This window comes from Bacillus cereus group sp. BceL220 (assembly GCF_051776965.1).
Classification (GTDB): domain Bacteria; phylum Bacillota; class Bacilli; order Bacillales; family Bacillaceae_G; genus Bacillus_A; species Bacillus_A cereus.
Window position 1 is genome coordinate 473,196 of the sequence record NZ_JBPWBC010000003.1, and the last position, 19,183, is coordinate 492,378.

Below are 19,183 nucleotides of genomic sequence, written 5' to 3' on the forward strand. Positions count from 1 at the left end.
TCTACAAAATTCCGCCACTCACACATGAAGTATGAGTTTGGGGTATGTAATTATAGTGAATGTTACATTGCTTTTGGGAATACAATGGAGCATTTTACACCTTGAGCTGTGTTTTGTATCCCGTAAGGAAACTGATGTTTATCTAATATTTGTTTCACGATATATAATCCAAGACCACTACCTTGTACTAAACCGTGTTTATCAGGGTTTGCGCGATAGAAAGGCTCAAATAAATGAGCAAGTTTATCTTCATCAATTTGTGAACCTGTATTCAATACTTCTAATGCGTAACCGTTTGGTTTTTCATAAAGCTTTATATATACGTGCTGATGGTCAATTGTATAATGAATTGCATTTGAAATAATGTTAAAAATAGCAGTTTGAATAAATTTAGGATCAGCTAAAATTTGTACGTCGTGTTTAATATTAGATTGTACATTTAATTGTTTTACAGATACAAAGTAATCTACTTTCTTCATAACATCCTCAATAATATTAGATAAAGAAATGACTTCTAAATTCGGTTTAAATTGAGGGTTTTGTATTTTGGATAATTCCGACATTTTTTCCGTTAATATGTTAATGTCTTGCATCATCTCGTAGGAACGTTTCAAATACTTATCTCTATCTTTATAAGCTCCAATTCCGTGAATCATGCCATCTAGTTGTCCCATGACGGCTGCGATTGGTGTTTTTAATTCATGGGATACCATAGACATAAATTCTTTACGAGATTGTTCTAATTGTTGTTCTTTCTTGAGCTCATTTCTTAAATCTTGATTGCTTTCATGTAAATTCTTCACAATATTTGGTACTTGTGAAGCAGCTACTGACAAATTAAAATCTGTTTGATCTGTATTTTTGTTAAGTAGCTTTTTATCTGAGAAATCAAGATTCATAATATCTTTTAAAGCATCGCTCATATATTGAAAAGGTTTAGCAATTAGTTTTGCGTACATTAAAGATCCGAGTAGAGATAATGCAAGCATTGTCGCGCCAACCTGTGGAGCTAACTGCTGCAACGCATCTGCTAACTTTGGATTATCATTTGTATCATTTGTTTTACTTGCTGCATTTTGTGTATGTAAGGCATCATTATTAGCGGCTTTCTTTTCTGCTTCTGTAAGCTGATTAGAAGTGCTATTTTCCCCCGAAAGGTTTTGTGTATGTTCTTTTGCCTTTGCAGTTTGGCTAGGCTGCAAAAGGTGATTGATAGCTGTAGAAAGAGATTTATAATCTACAATAGAAGATTGGAAATTAGAAATGTTTCCCTCTGACACAGCTTTATTTTGATTCGTTTTACTTTGATCGTTTTGCTTATCTAAATCCGCCTGTTCTGTAGTCGGCGTTCCATTTTCTTTCACAAAACGTTCTTTATCGTAGTTTGAAGCTAGAAAGTAAATGATTTGATAAAGACAAAGTGATAAAAGAATACAAAATAATAAGGTTTTGATGAAAATATTTTTGGTGATGTTGTCTTTGCTACGATTCGATTTTGTAGCCAATGCCTTTCACCGTTTTAATATAAGGAATTCCTAATTTTTTTCTTAAGTTTTTAATATGTGTATCTATAACTCTTACATCACCATAATGTTCATAGCCCCATACCTTATTCAACAAATCACTTCTTGATAATACTTTTCCTCGATTTTGCAGTAAAGTATAAATAATTTCAAATTCTTTTGTTGTCAATTCAATTTGATTACCATGAACATAAGCTGCATATGCTGTAGAATTTAACATCAATTCATGGAATTGTAGTATAGTTGCAGCTTCTGCTTCCTTTGTTGCTGCCCTTCTTAATACAGCCTCTACACGCTTAATAAATACGGTGTAATGGAACGGTTTCGTAATATAGTCATCAATACCTAACTCAAATCCTTTAATTTCACTTTCTTCATTATGTAAGCCAGTTAACATAATGATTGGTACATCAGATTGTCCTCGCATAATTTTACAAATACTATAGCCATCTATATCTGGTAACATTACATCGAGGAGGACAAGATCGTATGAATTTTTTTGGAAAAGAAGAATACCTTCTGTTCCAGCACCAACTACATCAACAGTAAAGTTTTGTGCCATTAGAAATTCACGAATAAGTTCTTGTATATCTGGGTTGTCTTCAATCACCAGTATATGCGTCATAGTAACACCTCCTAAATAACGCTTTTTACTGCAATATTCGAATTCATCATTTTTCGAGTGACTCAGATTGTTTATACATATAATAAGCCCCCGCTATAAAATAATAATAAAAGTAGCAAGGGGAATAGTTTAGTGTTACTGATTAGTTCAGAATTACAGTAGTTCTATTATAGTATGTATTATAAAATTTATAAAACATTATAACTGTATAATTTTAATATCTACGTTTATCAATGTTTGGATATTAGCTAATCAAATCTATTCCTATTATATATGTAAATACAGTTGTTTTGCTACTGTAAATGAATAAATAAAATAAGCCAAGACATAAAATTCTTGGCTACACATAAATCTTGTTTTTAGGCTATTTTACAGTGACAGTAGCTTGCTGCTGAACGCGCTCAAATAACCAGTGTATATCATTATTATACATACGAATACAACCAAGTGTTGTCCATTTGCCGATTGCTTGATTATTGTTAGTTCCGTGAATCGCATAAGTTGTTCCGTAAGTTCCTGCCATATTTAATCCAAGCCAACGGTCACCAAGTGGATTACGTGGATCGCCGCCTTTAATTTTGCCTGTATAATAAGGGCGGTTTTTAATTTTATTTACGATTTGAAAAGTACCTTTAGGTGTAGGCGTTGCAGCTTTTCCAGTAGCGACAGTAAAACTTTTTATAAATTTTCCATCCTGATAATAATCCATTTTATTTAACTGAGTGTCTATGATTAATTGATCTTTCGTTGTAGCGGCCTCTGCGCTAGCGAATGGAAGAGTTAAAAATCCTAATGATAATAGTGCGCTTAATAATAATTTTTTCATTGTTATTCTCCTTTTACGATCGTAATAGTCTTACATACAATGAAGTTGTAATCCTCGTAATGCTTTATTTACATTTTCATCTAATGTTTCAAAGAATGTAGTGATTTTGCTGTTGTGTTTGTTGTTTTTATCAATAAGTAATCTTTCGTTTAATAAAAGCTCGCCACGTAGTCCAAAACTTTGAACTTGAATATTTAGCTCATCTTCATTTTCAGAAATAATTGGTAAGAAATAGTGAAAAGCTTTCGTTGGAATGATGTAGCTTTTGCCAATCATGCTTTCTTGGTTTGAGTTAGTCCATTTTTTCGTGACAATTTTAATATTCTTTTTTGAAACGATAAAAGATAGTGTTGTAGATTTTGTTAAACTTACGTCAAATTCACTTGTTTCACATATGTGTAAATTAAAAACGGTTTCATTTTGATGAGATTCAACATTTGTATTAATAAAATCGTGCATTTTATATGCTTCCATTTCGTATTCACCCTTTTTTCAATTTCGAAAAACGACTTATATTTATTCAAATTAATGCTTAGTCATATATTAGTTAAATTTTTCAACAAATTCCGATATAATCTTACAATACGTATATGAAGCTAATATGAAGTTAGCATGAGTTTGTGGTGGTTTTTTATTGAGAACAAAATAAGAAAGGTTTTTCAGTGTTAAAAAATGGATAAAATTTGCATATTATTAATGCGTCTTTTTGTTATTTCGACTTAAAAAATGCTTTTAGCTACTTAATAAAGAACGGAAATCATTAGTGTGACCCTTACAAAAATGTAATAAAAATGTAAGCTATTGTGATAGTTATTTCGACAATTTTTTTATACAATAATAGTAAGAAGTTGTACGTGATTGAAAGGAGAGATGACATGGAATGGATTCATGAATTATTTCAGCAATACGGGTACTATGTTGTACTTGTAGGTTTGCTATTAGAATATATTGCACTTCCGTTTCCGGGAGAGCCAACGTTAGCATATGCGGGATTTTTAGCACATAAGGGTGATTTAAGTTTACCGATTTTAATTATTCTATCCTTTATTGGGACAAGTGTAGGAATGACGATTCAATACTTTTTAGGAAATAAATTAGGTATGCCTTTCATTCAAAAGTATGGGAAATACGTATTTTTAACACAAAGAAAAATTGACTTAACGAGAATGTGGTTTGATAAGTATGGGTACTTCCTAATTTTTATTGGTTTCTTTATTCCTGGTGTACGTCATTTCACAGGATACTTTGCAGGAATTATTAATTTACCATTCCGTCGTTTTGCCATTACAATTTATTCAGGCGCTCTATTTTGGGTATCATTCTTCTTAATCGGTGGTTACTGGTTAGGTGGAAACTTACATGATATCTTTGGAGTGCTAGAAGGTCATATCGGTAAAATCATTTTTGGAGTTATTGTGATTGTAGCGGTTACGTTAGGTATTCGTTTCCGTAAGCAGTTAAAACGAGTATTACTACAAAACGCAAGCTAATATGAAATCCATTCTATGTCAGAATTTAGGAAGGCAGTGCAAAAGCACTGCCTTTTTTATTTTATTGTTAAGACTATGTTTAATGTACATTTTACATTCTTTATAGGAATTTGATACAGGATAAGAAATAAGTATCTTGTCAATTATTATAGTCGTAATGACAATTATAATTGACAAAAATAAGGATATTATTTACAATTTTAATTAAATAAATGAAAAAGAGGGAAGACATGAAGCTTCAAAATCGAGTGAGGGAATTGCGAGCAAAGCATCGTTTATCACAAGGGGATTTAGGAAAAGTGATTGGATCATCACGGCAAACGATTAGTTTAATTGAACGTGGGGATTATGCACCATCTATTGTATTGTCGTTAAAAATCGCACAAATTTTCAATGTACCAGTGGAGGAAATATTTACGTTAGTAGAGGAGGAAGAGGACGATGAAGAGTAAGCGAAAAAAACAATTTGATTCTGTGGGGAAAATAGCAGTAAGTATGATGGGTGGCTTTTTAACGTCTTATATAGCTTTAAATTTACTCTCGGATGAACCGAGAAAATTATCATCTAATACATTTATAGGTATATGTACTATTTTTGGAATCTTAATGATGTACTATACTTGGAAGAATACACGTATGTTAGCAGAGGCACGCGATGAAGAAGAGAGCGTACAAGGTAGGAAATTAGGCATTATAAGTATATATTTACGTGTAGGTGATATAGTTACGCAGGCATGGTTTGTATATGCAGTTATTACATGTAGACGTGCATTGTTGCAGGATACAAATGTTTCATTTGCGGTGTGGAATTTAGTAGTTTCTATTCTTTGTTTAACTACTGTAGTAATTATCGGACTCATAACAAAAAATCGTTATAACAAGCTATATCCTGAACAAGGTGTAACGTATATGGAATCTATGAAAATGTGGACGAAAAATGCAGATGAAGGATTAAAGCACATTGTGCATGAGGCTGGATATAAAGCGTATGAATTTACGAATACAATATTGGCATATGTATGGTGGGCTGCCGTTATATATACAGCTGCTAGTGATATTGATTTTGTGTTAATTGGTTTAATCTCATTTATTTGGATATTGCATCTCGGGAAGTTCATGTACGAAATGCAGAGAAAAATGATTTATTAAGGGGAGAAAAAGGTGGATATTTTAAGAAGGCCAGCTGGCTCAATGACAGTGGCGCTAATTCTGTCCATTTTATACGGAGTAATCCGAACTGGGAAATTAGAAGTAATTTTGAACCTATGGGCAATAGTTGGAATTTCATTGTTAGTGTTAGCCATTCATGAGCTAGGACATGTAGTATTTGGTGTAATAGGTGGTTTAACATTTAAATTTATGACAGTAGGACCCATTACTATTCAAAAAGAAAAGGGAAAATTACGTATTCGAGAAAATAAATTATGGGCGTACTTTGGAGGCGTTGCAACACTAGTACCACCTTCTATAGAGACACCGAATCTTTCGAAAAAGTGGGCGTGGCTCACTTTAGGTGGACCGATTACGAGTTTACTATTTGGTATTACTTCCGGTTACATATACATGGTGAGTTATTATCAATATCTTTTATATTTTTCCTTTTTCCATTTTGCAATCTTTGCGGTTACAATTGTGCCAATAAAAGGAATGCTTATGAGTGATGGGATGCAATTTCTTATTTTAATTAAAGATGATGAAAGAGCTAGAAATCACTTATATGAGATTCAAATATCGAGTGAGTTATTTAGTTATAAAAGACCGAAAGATTGGGATGAAAGATTAGTAGAATTGAGTGAGGAGAAAATAAAAGAGAATAAAGGGATAAGAGAGATAATGAGTAGACTTATGCTCGTCTTTTTTGCTCGTGCAGATCAAGAGGGAATGGAAAGAGCGATACCGTATATAGAACGAATTGTTCAACTACCTGTAACGAAAGAAAATAAGTTTTTCGTTAGTAGTTTTCATAGTTGGTACCTTTTATATAAAGCTCTTTATCAGATGGATAGTCTTTCGTTGCAAGAAGCAAAGGAACATGCAAAGGCTATTACAAAAATGGACCTAAGTGGATATTACCGTACACAAGGAATTATTAAATATGTAGAGGGCAATATGGAAGCGTCCCGTACTTATATGAAGAAAGCTGATCAAGAATTAAAGAGCGCCGAGAAGAGTGAAATGGGATATTTACAATTAGAAAGAGAATGGTTTAAGCAGCTGAAAGAGAGGGTATCTTACGATGGGTGAGGTATCCTCTTTTTTATATGTCATCTTATGCCGTTCCATAAACAGCCTAGGGCGAGTAAAATGAGATAAGAAGAGCAAAGCTTGGAGGAAGTAAATATGGAAATTTTATCAATTATTTTAATAGTCTTGCTCATTTATGTTGTTTTTAAAGTAGCATATGTAGCATTAAAGATACTCGCGATCCTATTAATTATCTTTTTAATCGTAGAGTTCGGCAGTAAGTTGCTTGGGGGATAGGGTATGTTGTGCGTTTTGAGTGTCGAAGGTTGTCGGTAAATCGATATCCTACGTCGAATCGTTGATATAAGTGGAGAAACGATCGATATATTTGAAAAATCGTTGATATATTTTAGTGAATACGAAGTGGGGTATGTGGAAAAGAAGTTGCCGTGAGGGTAACTTCTTTTTATCGTGATGCGGGGATATGCAAACCAACATAAAAAAGCTGGAAGAGTATCTTCCAGCTTAAGAGTTACTTTCAATTTGGCGGCCGCTATCTTCTTCATTGTCTTGTAATAGGTTGAATACGTCTGCTAGGCAGAATGCAATGAACCAAGTCCATAGACCGTGGAAGAAAGCTGAGCTTAATTGAAGTGGTAATGTATAGTTTGTCATTGAGTAGGAAATACATCCACCAACGATTCCGATCATTGTTAATAACATTGTTTTTTGAGCATTTTCTTCTGGATTAAAGAGGAAGTAAATGTATCCGCCTAAAATTGAAGCGCTTACAAGTGTTTCGATTCCATTAAAAATGATATTCTCTCCAAGCTGTGTGTTTGTCCAGAAGCAGATTGTTCCGCCGATAATAGCAAACAGGACAGCTATTGTATATCGTATATATTGATTCATATGTTCATCTCCTTATGTAATAAGATGATTTGGAAGTCAAAAAGGTAGGTATAGTATATTGAAGTGAGTTTTAATTGTACGTATCTTTTTATAAAAAGATCATTGAAGAGTAACTAAGATGATCGGTTGTTTAAACCGTTACGTGTATGGTGTCTGAAATATACCCGACTGCTCGTTTCTTTTTGCTTGTAAAATAAGAGAAACTTCCAAGTCTATATACTCTTTTTTTGTGAGTCTGCTTTCATTATAACACATTTAGAGACATAATAATAGAATTATCTGATTTTGTAATAAGTGTAAAAAATAAAAAGCGCAAGGAAATACCATTAACGGTGCAGTTTAGTGGAAGAAGGATTTTAATTTATTATGATGAAATATGTAATCAAGGTGAGATCTAAGAAGGAGGCTTAAATACTATAAAAAATGTTTTATAGTATGAATGTAAGGGAGGAGAGCTAACTTGGAGTTCACAACAGAAAGATTAATAATTAGACCTTTTAAGAGTACTGATTTACAGGATGTATTTGTTATTTATAATAGTGATGATACATGTAAGTTCCTATTACATAATAAGTGGACTCATGAAGACATGCAGAAAAGATTTAATAAGAAGTTAGCAAATAATGTACTTACTAAAGAATCAATATTAAGTTTGGCAGTTATATACAAAACTAAAGTAGTTGGTGATTTATCCGTATGGTACACAAATATGAAAGACACTGTTGAGATTGGTTATAGTTTTTCAAATGAAGTAGCTGGGATAGGTTTGGCGACAGAAGCAGTAAGTAGTTTGGTATTGAAATTATTTAATGAATTTAATGTACATCGTATACAGGCTAATCTTGATGCACGTAATACAGCTTCACAAAAATTGTGTGAACGAATAGGCATGAGAAAGGAAGCCCATTTCATACAAGATTTTTGGAATAAAGATGAATGGACAGATAGTATTGTATATGGGATGCTATCCTCCGATTTGTAGTAATAAACTTAGTGATTTTATTATGCTAAAAGGTACGTGAGTTGAATAACAAAGGGCATAACATATTATATATGACTAATATGTTATGCCCTTTAATTTATTAACCTTTTTTATATGCGTTTGAAACGGCCGACAATTTCAACTGTTTCAGTAATGTTCATAAATGCTTTGTTATCCACTTGACGGATAATACGTTTCATTTCGCCTAACTCATAGCGAGTCACGACAGTGTAAATCATTTTTTTCTTATGGTTTGTATAGCCGCCGACAGCGTCTACCATTGTCACCCCGCGTATGCCGTGATGTAGTAGTGCGCTTTTTATTTCCTCACCTTTTTCTGTAACTGTCATTATCGTTAATTTAATATGTTTCGTATGCACAGCATCGATAACTTTGCTGACTACAAACCGGCTAATTAACGTATAAAGTGTAATATCCCATCCGAAAATAAAACCTGCTGCAACAAGTAAGACTAAGTTGAATACAAAGATGATTGCTCCAATTGAAATATCTCGATGTTTCGCTACAATCAATCCAACAACATCAAAGCCACCTGTTGAAGAAGCAAATCGGAATATGATTCCGGAAGCTGCTCCGCAGATTACACCACCGAATACAGAAGATAGTAAAATATCGTCTGAAACCTGGTGTACAGGGATAATGTTCATCGCTAACGATGATACAGCTACAAAGTAAGCTGTTAAAAAGGTTGTCTTCTTGCCTAAGTAAAAGTGACTTAAAATAAGAAGAGGAATGTTTAGTAAAAAGATAAGTGCACCGATATTGTAGTGCATTAAATAACCGATAATCATCCCTACACCAGCGAATCCACCGCTAATCATGTTATGCGGGATAAAAAACATATTCATAGAAATTGCATACAAAATAGAAGCTATAAAAATAACAACCAACTGTATCATAAATTCTAAGTGAAATGTTTTAGCTGCTGGGAAGGATAAAAAGGCGGTGTCGGGAACGTAATCGGCGTCTCCTAGTTGACCCATAGTATGTTTCATCTCCATATTCATTTTTGATTACAAGAAGAGAATAAAGGTTTTTTCAAAAACTGGCAATAGTTTTATTATAATGCAAAAATTTTATAAATTTCTAATAAATCAAGCCTATTCATTGAGGTGCGTGAATATACTAAAGAAAGCGAATACAACGTTTCTTAATTATTATTTTCTTGAGAAAATATGCAAAATACTTTTTTTGAAAATAAAAGGAAATAGAGAATGTTTGCCTAATGTGCTAAAATGACCTTATTAAGGATGTGAAGCGATGGAATTTTTATTGCAGGATGCAATTCTATATATATCGTTTGTAACGACGGCACTTTGTTTATTAGAAGTTTTCTTCCTTGCTAATGTTTCTCGCTTTGTGCGTCAACAAGCATCAAGCGGTAGACAAAGAGCTTTTGCGCTAGTTGATACATGTGAAGATAGTGCGGGAAATGTACCGCTATTTTCTATTTTTTATAAATATGGAATGATTCGTTCTGTACGCAGACAAGAATCAAGTGAAGAGAATGACGAGGTCGGTCCGTATACACCAATGTTTCGCTAAATAATTACGAAACATTGGAGGAATGAACATGTTAAAATCATACCGAGCTGTGCTCGTTAGTTTATCATTATTATTTGTTTTTGTTTTATCTGGTTGCAGTAATGCAGCCCCAATTGATGCACATAGTACTGGGATTTGGGATCATTATTTTGTATATCCAATCTCGTTTATGATTCAATTTGTCGCTCATCATATACCTGGAGCTAGCTTTGGGATTGCTATCATTATTATGACGCTCGTTATTCGTTCAGCAATGATTCCATTAGCTGTTTCGCAATATCGCAGCCAAGCGAAAATGAAGAAAATGCAACCTGAATTGCAGAAGTTAAAGAAAAAGTACGGTGATGTAAGCAAAGACCTTGAAAAACAAAAGCAGTATCAAAAAGAAATGTCAGAACTAATGAAATCAGGCGGTTGGAATCCACTTGCTGGTTGCTGGCCATTATTAATACAAATGCCGATTTTCTCTGCTTTGTATTATGCGATTAGCAGAACGGAAGAGATTCGCACATCTTCGTTTTTATGGGTGAACCTAGGACATGCAGATCCATATCATATATTACCGATTATTGCAGCGTTAACGACATTTATTCAGATGAAAGTTTTCCAATCGAATATTACACCTGGAGAACAAGTACAGATGCTAAAGATGCAGCAAATTATGATGCCGGCAATGATTCTATTTATGGGGTTTGCGGCGCCATCAGGACTTGTGTTGTACTGGATAACAGGTAACTTATTTACAATGACACAAACAATTGTATTAAGAAAAATAATGGAACGTGAAGAGTTACAATTACAAAAAGCATAGAGAAACACCGCTCATTACGAGCGGTGTTTTTTTGTTAAGTCGTTAAGGAAATGTTAAGAAACCGACATTACTATAGGCATTGTATACGAAAGTGTACATGCATTAGAAATATGAAGGAGGAAATTTCCTATGAAGAAGAAAACAGTTGGGTATTTAGCGATTGCAGGTGCGTTATCATTCGGAATCATTGGAGGAGTCGGCATTCCGGCATTCGCGGCAACGAATACTCCAGCAGTGGATCAGCCTGCAAAAACGGCGAAAAAGGATTTGGATGACGCTACAAAACAAAAAGTAAAAACAATTATGGACGATACAAAGAAACAGTTAGAGAAACTAGGTGTAAAGCTTCCAGAGAAAGAGAAGCGTAAAGACATGTTTGCAGGATTAGATGAACAGGCGAAAGAAAAAGCGAAGTCCATTTTAGAGCAAGAGAAATCCGGAAAACTAACACGTGAACAAGCAAAAGAGGAATTAACAAAGCTAGGCGTGAAAATGCCGGAGAAAGGTAAGCATGGAGACATGTTTGCTAACTTAGATGAACAGGCGAAGGAGAAAGCGAAGTCGATTTTAGAGCAAAAGAAATCTGGAAAATTAACGCATGAGCAAGCAAAAGAGGAATTAACAAAGCTAGGCGTGAAAATGCCGGAGAAAGATAAACATGGAGACATGTTTGCTAACTTAGATGAACAGGCAAAAGAGAAAGCAAAGTCAATTTTAGAGCAAAAGAAATCTGGAAAATTAACGCATGAGCAAGCAAAAGAAGAATTAACAAAATTAGGTGTGAAACTTCCAGAGAAAGAGAAGCGTGAAGATATCTTTGCGGGATTAGATGAAGCAACAAAAGAAAAAGCAAAAGCGATTTTAGACAATGAAAAGAAACAATTAGAGGCATTGAATGTTGATTTACCGCACCATAAGTTTTTTATGAAAAAAGAAGATAAATAATTGAATGAAGTCGTATCTTTCGTGTGGGCAACCGGAAGGTACGTGCAAGGGCCGATTTCTATAAGTAGAAATCGGTCCCTTTTAATGAGGCATTGAAATTCTTTTTATTGTTAGTATGTATCCGAAGACGCAGTAGAAGATTGCAAAACCGATAAACACTTCCGTATATTGATATTTACCCAATACGTAGAAGGAAACAGCTGGTATAATAGCTACCGCTAAAATGCTATAACCAGGATACTTGTTTCGATACATGATAGCGAATAGAACAGAGAGAAACGTAGCGATGATACAAAAGACAGCGATCATTATTGGTACACCTCCTAAATGAATTATACCATTTTTAGGGAATTAGAGAAGTTTTGTATCTTCTGTTATAATATAAGAAGAGAAATATTTCCTATGTTATATAAAAAAATATTGATTTTTTCTAACAATTCAATATAATGAACAATAACTACAAAATTCGACATCAAGAAGTGATGATGAGGACACGATCAATTTTTTACGATTCTCAGAGAGGGAAGCCTTTGGCTGTGAGCTTCCTAATACGGAAAAATGGATTACCACCTCTGAACTGCAGCAGTGAACGAACACCTAGTAATTGCTTGCCGGCAAAAACCGTTATTTAGACTTGAGAAATTGGTGAAGTATGTTACTTTACGAATTGAAACAAGGGTGGAACCACGAATACAACACTCGTCCCTTTTTTAGGGAGGAGTGTTTTTTTATTTCATTTTTGCATCACACTAGGATTGGAAGGAGGATACGCAGCATGCATCATGATGAGAAGAACAAAATTGGTTTAACAGTAGCACTTTCTATCGTAGTAGGAACGATTATTGGATCTGGTGTGTTTATGAAACCAGGGAGCGTATTAGATTACTCGGGGAGTTCTAATATGGCCATTCTTGCTTGGGTAATTGGTGGTCTGTTGACGTTAGCGAGTGGTTTAACAGTAGCTGAAATTGGAGCGCAAATCCCGAAAAATGGTGGGTTGTATACGTATTTAGAGGAGATTTACGGAAGTTTTTGGGGATATTTATCAGGCTGGATGCAAACAATTGTTTATGGACCAGCTATTATCGGAACATTAGGTTTATACTTTAGTTCTTTAATGATTAATTTTTTCTATTTAGATAAAGTATGGAACTTACCAATCGCAATCGGAACAGTTGTGTTCCTTGGCTTTGTAAATAGTATGGGAACAAAATACGGAGGTATCGTTCAAACAATCACGACAATTGGGAAAATGATTCCGATTGTATTAATTGTCGTGTTAGGTTTCTGGAAAGGGAATAGCGATATCTTTAACGTAGTTGTGCCGATATCAGAAAATCAAAGTATCGGTATGGCAATTTTAGCAACGTTATTTGCTTATGACGGATGGATTTTACTTGCTTCGATTGGCGGAGAAATGAAGAATCCAACAAAGTTATTACCGAAAGCAATGACAGTTGGGATTTTAATTGTAACAGCTGCATACGTATTAATTAACTTGGCGTTATTAAATGTATTACCAGCAGCGAAAATTGTAGACCTTGGAGAAAATGCGACAGCGACAGCTGCGGGTATGTTACTTGGAGAATATGGCGGGAAAATTATTAGTATCGGTATTATCGTTTCTATTTTCGGCTGTTTAAATGGAAAGATTTTAACATTCCCACGTATTCCAATGTCTATGGCGGAACGTGGACAACTTCCATTTTCTAAGTTTATTGCAAAGGAAAGTCCGAGATTTAAAACACCAGCAAATGCGATTACTGTTGAAATCATTTTAGGGATTATTTTAATGATTATTAGTGATCCAAATAAGCTATCTGAGATTTCCGTATTCATTATTTATATTTTCTATGTAATGACGTTTATTGGTGTCTTCATTTTAAGAAAACGTAATAAGAATAAAGAGCGTGCATATAGTGTGCCGTTATTCCCAATCGTACCAATCATAGCGATTTTAGGTTCGCTCTTTGTAATTGGTAGTGCAATTATCAATGATCCGGTAAGTTGTTTCTTATCAATTGGAATTGTCTTTACGGGACTTCCGGTGTATTGGTATTTAAATAAGAAGAAAGAAACAGAATGATGGAAGGGTAGGCGTATAATACGCCTACCTTTTTTACTGTAAAAAAATTATACTTGCGTCCACTTTCTATTTTGGTTACTATAGTCGTAGTAACCAAAATAGAAAGCGTGGGGAAAGACTTGAATTTTCGTGTTTATATTTTAGCTATCGCGGCTTTCGTAGTCGGAACGGTTGAGTTAATTATAGGAGGAACGCTCGATTTAGTTGCCAATGATTTAGGAGTATCTATTAGCGCAGCTGGTCAGCTTATAACAATATTTTCGGTAGTATTTGCTTTGTCAGGTCCAGTTTTATTAGCTGTGACAGGGAAGTTTGAAAGAAAAACATTGTATGTTGGAGCACTATCGATTTTCTTAATCGGAAATATTATTTCCGCATTTAGTGTGAATTATGGAATGCTAATGTTCTCAAGGGTTATTTGTGCGGCGAGTGGTTCATTAATTATTGCACTATCGGTAACACTTGCGTCTAGTGTAGTAGAACCGCATTTTCGTGCGCGTGCAATTGGAATCATTTTTATGGGAATTAGTGGATCACTTGTACTTGGAGTACCGCTTGGTCTTGTACTCGGAAATGCATACGGATGGCGTGCACCATTTGTATTGATTTCTGTATTAACAGTTATGGCAATAGCTTGTATTTCATTGTTCTTAACGAAAGTACCACCGACATCGGTATTATCAATAAAAGAACAACTTGCTACTTTAAAAGATAAAAAAATTGTAAGTGCACAGTTAACATCATTTTTGTTTTTAACGGGGCATTTAACATTGTATGCATATTTAACACCGTTTTTAAAAGATGTCATGCATGTTGAAGCAAACTGGATTAGTGTGTTTTACTTTATTTTCGGAATCGCAGCAGTAATCGGCGGCGGATTCGGTGGATGGCTTGCTGATAAATGGGGATCGAAGAAAAGTATTATCTCGATTATTATCGTATTTGCATGTGCAATCTTCATGTTGCCATTAATGACATTCTCATTCCCGCTCTTCATCATTATGATGGGACTTTGGAGTATGCTGAGCTGGGCGATTTCACCAGCACAGCAAAATTATTTAATTGAAATTGCACCGGAATCAGCTGGTATTCAGCAAGGTTTAAATAACTCTGCGCTTCATTTAGGAATTGCACTCGGTTCAACAGTAGGCGGAGTTGTTATTGAAAAATCATCTGTTATATATAATGCTTGGGTAGGCGGTGGCTTTATTATATTAGCACTGCTTTGCGCGATTTTCTCGATTACGAGAGGACGCTCTACTCAGTTCGTGAAAGAAGAATCTATCGTTTGATAGGTTCTTTTTTATTTGTAAAAAATTGCAGGTTTTAGTAGGTAAATGGAGAAAAGGGTATATAGCGAGGTGAGGTATATGTATACGAATTTTTCAATTATTGGTCTTCTAATTTCAATGCTCCCTTTGTTTCTTATTATTCTTGCACTTAGATGGGTCCGTTTCATCTATAAAAATTCTGAGAAACAGGTAGAGCAAAATGAGAAAATCATTGAGCTGTTGATGGAGATAAAGGAACAAAATAAAAAGGAGTCTAAGTGAAAAACTAGACTCCTTTTTATTATTTAATTAGTATCTTAATTTCATTAACAAACTCTTAATTTCCTCATCTTCCATAAAGAGATCGTGGTGCTTCTGGGTGATCTTTGCAAGTGCAACGTCGTGATAGAAAAATTCTGTAAAGAACTTTACGAAAGGTTGTGACATTGTTTTCATCGCTTGCCATGACTCTTGTTCTACGCCAGCAAATAAAATTTCACGATCGTCAACGATGAGTAGCAAGTAGCGCTCTAATGCATTAGGTTCTTCAGCTGGGATTAGAAAATGCATGTTTTCTAAGTCTGTTTCTACTTCTCCAACAATAAGGGCTTCAATTTGAACACCTTGTTTTGCTTTTTGTTCTAGTAAAGGGAGATATTCTAAAAGAGTATCATTCCAAGCTGAAATACGGATTGATTCTTGTGCACTTTCAATGAGTTCTTTACTTTGAACTCGAATAGAAGATTGCATTTTTAAGCTCCACACACGGTCATCTGTAAATGATTTTTTTGATATATTTGTTTCCAGTTCTTTAATATTTGATTGGAATTCTGTCGTTAATTTTTCAATTGCTAGCTTTAGTGGTAATGCTGTATACAATTTTTTCTTTTCTGAAACAGAATCCATTACCATTCCTTTATCGATTAGGCGTGCTAGTACTTCATATATTTTTGCTTTTGGAACACCTGAATGCTTCACAATTGTTGTAGCATCTAATGGTTCATTGCTTGATACGACAACTTCATAAGCTTGGCTTTCATATTGTGAGAAACCGAATTTTTGTAACATAGTTCCCTCCGAACGAATGAGATTATATTTTAAGGATAATGAACTATTTGTTTTTGCACAAGTGGTAGTCCGTTTTCTAATTGTATTAAGGTGAGAATTAATTTCAATTTTTTAATTTTATCTATTATACTTAATATAATGATTAATAAGATTTTAATTTAATACGAAGGGGATGCTTGGGGGAAAATGTTAAGAAGTTTACGTTTAAAAATTGCGGTAGTGTTTTCGGTACTTATTTCTATGATGTTCGTAATATTGGGTACAGCTGTGTATCAATTACAGAAAGAAAAGGAAGTGCGTTCCTTAGACGAGTATTCTCAAAATGCGATGGATCTTGTGACAGAGCAACTTACGACATTTGTTCAAAGAACGGATGAAGATATGGGGTATTACGCGAACAGTGAGATGATTCGTAATATGCTTCAAGGTGGGGTTACTCCGGAAGAGGAAGCGTTTTTAACGAAAGAGTTTGCGGAGTATAAAAAGAATCATCCTGGTATTTTAGATTTATATATTGGTACGAAAGATAAAAAAACATTAAGTGCCAATCTTGCTGAAGGTGGGCAAGTGCCAGAAGGATACGATCCAACGACAAGACCATGGTATAAAGGTTCAGAGGCTGATGTAAAAAAGGTCCATTGGGGACAACCTTCTTATGAAATTGCAACAGGCAAGTTAAGTGTAGGTGTTTCTAAAGCAATTACAGCTCAAGATGGGTCTGTATTAGGCGTTGTTGCGATGGATGTATCGCTTGGGACGATTCAGAAGTTGCTTCACAATATTCAATACAATAATGACGGAGAAATGTTTATTATAAATGATAAAAATATGGCTCTTGTTTATCCAGAAAAGATAGGGAAAGATGTTTCTAAAGAGCCGCTTATAAAGAGTTTAAATAAAGAGGTAACAAAATATGCGGTCACTACAATAAAAGGTGAAGATGTAGTTGTTTATAGTCAATCATTTGATACGATGAAATGGACGATAGGAATCTTTTATCCGAAAGAAACGATCGATGGGCTATTAAATAGTACGAGAAATACAGTTATTATAATGGCATGTATTAGTTTATTAGTTGGAATCGTAGCTTCCTACTTATTCTCAAGAAGATTAGCAAGACCACTGCAACTATTAAAGAATCACGTTCAAAAAGTAGCAGAAGGCGATTTAACGCTGCGAATGAAAGTGACAAGTAAAGATGAAGTTGGAGAGTTGACGAAGCACTTTAATGATATGGTTGAACAAATGAATGAAATGGTAAGTAAAATTAAAAACAGCGTATCAACGGTGCAACAATCAACGAATAGTTTACATTATTTAACGAACGAAACAGTGGCGGCTAGTAGAGAAGTTTCAGGAGCAATGGATGATGTGAGCGGAGGAGCTTCTACTCTTGCGAATAGTGTGGATGAAGTTTCTGCTCAGCTCGAAAATATGGCGGAGTCAGTGGAACAAATGAATAGCTCTGTTGATGAAATAAAAGGAGTGGCTGGCAAAGCGGAAGAGGCATCTAAGCAAGGATTAAATACAATGAGGAATTTAATCCGTACGAGGGGACAATCATCTTCGATTGTTGTTCATACAGAAGAAGCATCGGATAAGTTAGAACAAAGAGTTGGATCGATTCAAAATGTTGTTGAGCTTATAAAAGGCATTTCGGATCAAACAAATTTACTTGCTTTAAATGCTTCGATTGAAGCTGCCCGTGCAGGTGAGCAAGGTAAGGGATTTGCGGTTGTTGCTGAAGAGGTTCGGAAATTAGCGGAACAATCAAAAGAGGCTACCGGAGAAATCACAACGATGATTGGTGATGTGCAAGTAGAAGTAAAAAGAGTTGTAGAAGTTGTAAGTAAATTGAAAGACATTGCAGATGTGCAAAATAAAGTGACGACAGAGGCAGAAATGGAGTTCCGCACAATTATGTCAGTTGTAAATACGATTAGTACTTCAGTTGAAAAAATTGTAGAAGAGGTACATAACATAGGTTACGAGCAAGGAGAAATTACAGCGGTAATGCACACAATTGCTGGTACGAGTCAAGAAAGTGCAGCTGTTTCCGAAGAGGTACATGCTGCAACGGAATCACAGGTGAATCATTTAGAAAAGGTAGCTCACACGATGGAAAGTTTGACAGAACATATGAGAGATTTAGAAAGATTAGTTGAGCAGTTTAAAGTGGAAGAGTAACATATTAGTAAAATGATGAGGATTTCGGTAAAATAGACAATGGATATATAAGAAGCGATTATAGGAGGAAGACTACTATGGCAATTGTTGATGTATCGATTATTCCGGTAGGAACAGGTAATCCAAGTGTTAGTGAATATGTAGCAGAAGTACAAAAGGTGCTAGAGAAAAATGCGGATCGCGTGAAGTATCAATTAACGCCGATGAATACAATTATTGAAGGAGATCTTCCTGTCATTCTAGAAGTAATTCAACAAATGCATGAAGTTCCGTATACGAAAGGTGCACAGCGTGTTGCAACAACAATTCGTATTGATGATCGTCGTGATAAAGTAAGCACAATGGAGAAAAAATTAAACTCTGTTCGATCAAAATTATAAGAAAAAGCAGCGATTTTCGCTGCTTTTTTCATATAGGAGGTAAATAAGATGAGTGAAAAGTTTAATGAACAATTTGACGGGTTGTTAGAGAAATACACGGAATTATTACTTGGAGAGAGCAATGAAGAGAGAAAAGAGCAGGTGCAGAAGTGGGCACTTTATTCTTACATAGCGAAGACGATGCCAGCTTTAGTGAAGCATTGGAATGAGACATATCCAGATGCGAAAGAAGAGATGGTGCAGTTAATTACGGATATTAAAAGGCTGAATGAAGAGAAGCGAAATGAGCAGTGAGAAAACTTGAGGTGAATGCTACCTCAAGTTTTC

At 34.7% G+C, this 19,183-nt stretch carries 23 protein-coding genes and 1 other annotated feature; of the genes, 15 read left to right on the forward strand and 8 right to left on the reverse strand.

Annotation, left to right across the window (positions count from 1 at the left end; all coding sequences use genetic code 11):
• Positions 1-62 precede the first annotated feature (62 nt).
• From ACS2FK_RS11370 to ACS2FK_RS11385, 4 genes are all read right to left on the reverse strand, one after another.
• On the reverse strand, positions 63-1,505 hold the full coding sequence (locus ACS2FK_RS11370; protein ID WP_023523365.1) for a sensor histidine kinase: 1,443 nt from the start codon (positions 1,503-1,505) through the stop codon (positions 63-65).
• Positions 1,483-2,148 (reverse strand): response regulator transcription factor, encoded by a 666-nt coding sequence (locus tag ACS2FK_RS11375; protein ID WP_000148833.1) that lies wholly within the window; start codon positions 2,146-2,148, stop codon positions 1,483-1,485. Before ACS2FK_RS11375 ends, ACS2FK_RS11370 begins: the two co-directional genes overlap by 23 nt.
• Before the next feature lie 364 nt (positions 2,149-2,512).
• A complete protein-coding gene (locus tag ACS2FK_RS11380) occupies positions 2,513-2,974 on the reverse strand; it encodes a L,D-transpeptidase (RefSeq protein ID WP_063548963.1) in 462 nt (153 codons plus the stop codon).
• A 30-nt stretch (positions 2,975-3,004) separates the two neighbouring features.
• Entirely contained in the window at positions 3,005-3,448 is a 444-nt protein-coding gene (locus ACS2FK_RS11385; RefSeq protein ID WP_000388762.1) for a DUF3978 family protein, read from the reverse strand.
• Between the two features lie 401 nt (positions 3,449-3,849).
• Here ACS2FK_RS11385 and ACS2FK_RS11390 point away from each other — a divergent pair, with 401 nt between their 5' ends.
• From ACS2FK_RS11390 to ACS2FK_RS11410, 5 genes are all read left to right on the forward strand, one after another.
• Positions 3,850-4,464 (forward strand): DedA family protein, encoded by a 615-nt coding sequence (locus ACS2FK_RS11390; RefSeq protein ID WP_000454754.1) that lies wholly within the window; start codon positions 3,850-3,852, stop codon positions 4,462-4,464.
• A gap of 230 nt (positions 4,465-4,694) precedes the next feature.
• Positions 4,695-4,916, forward strand: coding sequence for a helix-turn-helix transcriptional regulator (locus tag ACS2FK_RS11395; RefSeq protein ID WP_000776172.1), 222 nt, complete (start codon positions 4,695-4,697; stop codon positions 4,914-4,916).
• On the forward strand, positions 4,906-5,613 hold the full coding sequence (locus tag ACS2FK_RS11400; RefSeq protein WP_000837722.1) for a DUF3169 family protein: 708 nt from the start codon (positions 4,906-4,908) through the stop codon (positions 5,611-5,613). The genes ACS2FK_RS11395 and ACS2FK_RS11400 overlap by 11 nt, the downstream gene beginning before the upstream one ends.
• A gap of 42 nt (positions 5,614-5,655) precedes the next feature.
• Positions 5,656-6,708 (forward strand): hypothetical protein, encoded by a 1,053-nt coding sequence (locus tag ACS2FK_RS11405; RefSeq protein ID WP_002083694.1) that lies wholly within the window; start codon positions 5,656-5,658, stop codon positions 6,706-6,708.
• A 96-nt stretch (positions 6,709-6,804) separates the two neighbouring features.
• Positions 6,805-6,945: a DUF3985 family protein gene (locus ACS2FK_RS11410; RefSeq protein WP_000404758.1), complete on the forward strand. Its 141-nt coding sequence runs from the start codon at positions 6,805-6,807 to the stop codon at positions 6,943-6,945.
• A gap of 228 nt (positions 6,946-7,173) precedes the next feature.
• Here ACS2FK_RS11410 and ACS2FK_RS11415 read toward each other — a convergent pair whose 3' ends face one another.
• A complete protein-coding gene (locus ACS2FK_RS11415; protein ID WP_001077773.1) occupies positions 7,174-7,560 on the reverse strand; it encodes a DUF3938 domain-containing protein in 387 nt (128 codons plus the stop codon).
• 460 nt (positions 7,561-8,020) lie between these two features.
• Here ACS2FK_RS11415 and ACS2FK_RS11420 point away from each other — a divergent pair, with 460 nt between their 5' ends.
• Positions 8,021-8,542 (forward strand): GNAT family N-acetyltransferase, encoded by a 522-nt coding sequence (locus ACS2FK_RS11420; RefSeq protein WP_063548961.1) that lies wholly within the window; start codon positions 8,021-8,023, stop codon positions 8,540-8,542.
• 110 nt (positions 8,543-8,652) lie between these two features.
• On the opposite strand, the gene ACS2FK_RS11425 is transcribed toward ACS2FK_RS11420, so the two are convergent.
• Positions 8,653-9,546, reverse strand: coding sequence for a YitT family protein (locus tag ACS2FK_RS11425; RefSeq protein ID WP_000530043.1), 894 nt, complete (start codon positions 9,544-9,546; stop codon positions 8,653-8,655).
• Positions 9,547-9,823: 277 nt separating this feature from the next.
• On the opposite strand from ACS2FK_RS11425, the gene ACS2FK_RS11430 reads away from it, so the two are divergent.
• The 3 genes from ACS2FK_RS11430 (at position 9,824) to ACS2FK_RS11440 (ending at position 11,864) form a co-directional block, all read left to right on the forward strand.
• Positions 9,824-10,108, forward strand: coding sequence for a hypothetical protein (locus tag ACS2FK_RS11430; protein WP_000394930.1), 285 nt, complete (start codon positions 9,824-9,826; stop codon positions 10,106-10,108).
• 28 nt (positions 10,109-10,136) lie between these two features.
• Complete coding sequence (yidC, locus tag ACS2FK_RS11435; protein WP_000920524.1) at positions 10,137-10,919, forward strand: membrane protein insertase YidC; 783 nt, start codon at positions 10,137-10,139, stop codon at positions 10,917-10,919.
• 129 nt (positions 10,920-11,048) lie between these two features.
• Entirely contained in the window at positions 11,049-11,864 is an 816-nt protein-coding gene (locus tag ACS2FK_RS11440) for a hypothetical protein (protein WP_063548959.1), read from the forward strand.
• A gap of 81 nt (positions 11,865-11,945) precedes the next feature.
• On the opposite strand, the gene ACS2FK_RS11445 is transcribed toward ACS2FK_RS11440, so the two are convergent.
• Entirely contained in the window at positions 11,946-12,173 is a 228-nt protein-coding gene (locus tag ACS2FK_RS11445; RefSeq protein WP_053563416.1) for a hypothetical protein, read from the reverse strand.
• A gap of 164 nt (positions 12,174-12,337) precedes the next feature.
• Positions 12,338-12,574, forward strand: a binding site (T-box leader).
• A gap of 65 nt (positions 12,575-12,639) precedes the next feature.
• On the opposite strand from ACS2FK_RS11445, the gene ACS2FK_RS11450 reads away from it, so the two are divergent.
• The 3 genes from ACS2FK_RS11450 (at position 12,640) to ACS2FK_RS11460 (ending at position 15,503) form a co-directional block, all read left to right on the forward strand.
• Positions 12,640-13,950: an APC family permease gene (locus ACS2FK_RS11450; protein ID WP_000546307.1), complete on the forward strand. Its 1,311-nt coding sequence runs from the start codon at positions 12,640-12,642 to the stop codon at positions 13,948-13,950.
• 53 nt (positions 13,951-14,003) lie between these two features.
• Complete coding sequence (locus ACS2FK_RS11455) at positions 14,004-15,242, forward strand: MFS transporter (RefSeq protein ID WP_105559664.1); 1,239 nt, start codon at positions 14,004-14,006, stop codon at positions 15,240-15,242.
• 78 nt (positions 15,243-15,320) lie between these two features.
• A complete protein-coding gene (locus ACS2FK_RS11460) occupies positions 15,321-15,503 on the forward strand; it encodes a hypothetical protein (RefSeq protein WP_000288474.1) in 183 nt (60 codons plus the stop codon).
• A gap of 27 nt (positions 15,504-15,530) precedes the next feature.
• Here the strand turns inward: ACS2FK_RS11460 and ACS2FK_RS11465 are convergent, their stop codons facing one another.
• Positions 15,531-16,289, reverse strand: a complete 759-nt coding sequence (locus ACS2FK_RS11465; RefSeq protein WP_063548957.1) for a TrmB family transcriptional regulator — start codon at positions 16,287-16,289, stop codon at positions 15,531-15,533.
• A 186-nt stretch (positions 16,290-16,475) separates the two neighbouring features.
• Here ACS2FK_RS11465 and ACS2FK_RS11470 point away from each other — a divergent pair, with 186 nt between their 5' ends.
• The 3 genes from ACS2FK_RS11470 (at position 16,476) to ACS2FK_RS11480 (ending at position 19,150) form a co-directional block, all read left to right on the forward strand.
• Positions 16,476-18,476 (forward strand): methyl-accepting chemotaxis protein, encoded by a 2,001-nt coding sequence (locus ACS2FK_RS11470; protein WP_063548955.1) that lies wholly within the window; start codon positions 16,476-16,478, stop codon positions 18,474-18,476.
• 77 nt (positions 18,477-18,553) lie between these two features.
• Positions 18,554-18,856: an MTH1187 family thiamine-binding protein gene (locus ACS2FK_RS11475; protein WP_001018860.1), complete on the forward strand. Its 303-nt coding sequence runs from the start codon at positions 18,554-18,556 to the stop codon at positions 18,854-18,856.
• A 48-nt stretch (positions 18,857-18,904) separates the two neighbouring features.
• Positions 18,905-19,150 (forward strand): YusU family protein, encoded by a 246-nt coding sequence (locus ACS2FK_RS11480; RefSeq protein WP_001290594.1) that lies wholly within the window; start codon positions 18,905-18,907, stop codon positions 19,148-19,150.
• The last annotated feature ends 33 nt before the right edge of the window (positions 19,151-19,183 follow it).